The organism is Streptomyces sp. NPDC054840 (assembly GCF_053611065.1).
On sequence record NZ_JBSGZP010001098.1, the window covers coordinates 1 to 1,430 of the forward strand.

Sequence of the window (1,430 nt, forward strand, 5' to 3'; positions counted from 1 at the left end):
GTGACGGTGCCGCCCTCTCGCGGGGTGAGCGGGATCAGCCGCGCAGCTCCTCGGCCACGAGCTCGGCGATCTGCACCGCGTTCAGGGCCGCGCCCTTGCGGAGGTTGTCGTTGGAGAGGAACAGTGCGAGTCCGTTCTCCACCGTCTCGTCGGAGCGGATGCGGCCCACGTACGAGGCGTCCTTGCCCGCCGCCTGGAGGGGGGTCGGGATCTCCGAGAGCTCGACGCCCGGGGCGTCCTTCAGCAGCTCGTAGGCGCGCTCGACGCTGATCGGGTTCGCGAAGCGGGCGTTGACCTGCAGGGAGTGGCCGGCGAAGACCGGGACACGTACGCAGGTGCCGGAGACCTTGAGCCCAGGGATCTCCAGGATCTTGCGGGACTCGTTGCGGAGCTTCTGCTCCTCGTCGGTCTCGTAGGACCCGTCGTCGACCAGGTTGCCCGCGAGCGGGACCACGTTGTAGGCGATCGGGCGCTTGTAGACGGCCGGCTCGGGGAAGTCCACCGCGTCGCCGTCGAAGGTCAGCTGGTCGGCGGTCTCGGAGACCGCGCAGGCCTGGCCCTTGAGCTCGGCGACACCGGCCAGGCCCGAGCCGGAGACGGCCTGGTAGGTGGTGGCGACCATCGCGGTCAGGCCGGCCTCGTCGTGCAGCGGGCGCAGCACCGGCATCGCGGCCATGGTGGTGCAGTTCGGGTTCGCGATGATGCCCTTGGGGCGGTTCTTGACCGCGTGCGGGTTGACCTCGGAGACCACGAGAGGGACCTCCGGGTGGCTGCGCCAGGCGGAGGAGTTGTCGATCACGACGGCGCCCTGGGAGGCGACCTTCTCGGCCAGCGCCCGGGAGGTGGCGCCGCCCGCGGAGAAGAGGACGATGTCCAGGCCCGCGTAGTCGGCCGTGGAGGCGTCCTCGACGGTGATCTCCCGGCCCTCCCATTCGAGGGTGGAGCCCGCCGAACGGGCCGAGGCGAACAGCCGCAGCTCGTCCACCGGGAACTTCCGCTCGGCGAGGATGCCGCGCATGACTCCGCCGACCTGTCCGGTGGCTCCGACGATTCCGACCCTCACGGTGACTCCTTTTGGTACGTACGACGCGGGCGCGCGTGAAGCCATCATGCGTTCGACCCCACGAGCCTTGTCCAATCCATTGTCCGAGGTACGGACGGTGTCCCCGGGTGTGAACCCCTGTGGCGAGTCCGTGGCGGCCCTGCTGTGGGCCCCCGAACACCCGTTTTACCTGGTCGGAGCGGGTCAGTGGCCGGTCGGGACCGCCGAGGACAAGGGCGGTGATCGCGTCACCGGAACACCGGGTCTCGCGGTCCGCCGCCCGCGTGTACGACTGGCCGGAGAAGCGCCGGGTACCCCCCGGGGGTCCTGACAAGCGGTAGCGGCCGGGAAACGACCCGGGGAACGGCCCGAGGGGGCGGTGCTCGTC

At 70.6% G+C, this 1,430-nt stretch carries 1 protein-coding gene; it reads right to left on the reverse strand.

The window, feature by feature from the left end; translation table 11 throughout:
• Positions 1-34: 34 nt before the first annotated feature.
• Positions 35-1,063: an aspartate-semialdehyde dehydrogenase gene (locus ACWGIU_RS37850; RefSeq protein ID WP_453712614.1), complete on the reverse strand. Its 1,029-nt coding sequence runs from the start codon at positions 1,061-1,063 to the stop codon at positions 35-37.
• Positions 1,064-1,430 lie beyond the last annotated feature (367 nt).